The following is a 347-nucleotide window of genomic DNA, read 5'->3' on the forward strand; positions in this document are numbered from 1 at the left end:
TTCCCACATCCGGGATCAAGCTGTCCATACACGCCATCTCGCTCCCGAGGCCGTTCAATCCCTTCACATTCAAGCGGGAGCCGTCGGACAGGATCACTTGACCGATCAATCCGTCACGACCACCAAAATCGCACCACAGGCCGTGGTTTCCGATCATCTCGCACCCGAATCCGTCTCCGATTCCCACATCCAGGATCAAGCTGTCCATACACGCCATCTCGCTCCCGAGGCCGTTCAATCCCTTCACATTCAAGCGGGAGCCGTCGGACAGGATCACTTGACCGATCAATCCGTCACGACCGCCAAAATCGCACCACAGGCCGTGGTTTCCGATCATCTCGCACCCG

At 57.9% G+C, this 347-nt stretch carries 1 protein-coding gene; it reads right to left on the reverse strand.

Features of this window, described 5'->3' with window-relative positions; all coding sequences use genetic code 11:
- Positions 1-337 (reverse strand): hypothetical protein (locus JQC72_RS13345; RefSeq protein ID WP_205496514.1); only part of this gene is annotated, 337 nt, incomplete at its 3' end.
- Between the last annotated feature and the right edge of the window lie 10 nt (positions 338-347).

Origin of the sequence: Polycladomyces zharkentensis, from assembly GCF_016938855.1 — a bacterium.
Taxonomy (GTDB): Bacteria; Bacillota; Bacilli; order Thermoactinomycetales; family JIR-001; genus Polycladomyces; species Polycladomyces zharkentensis.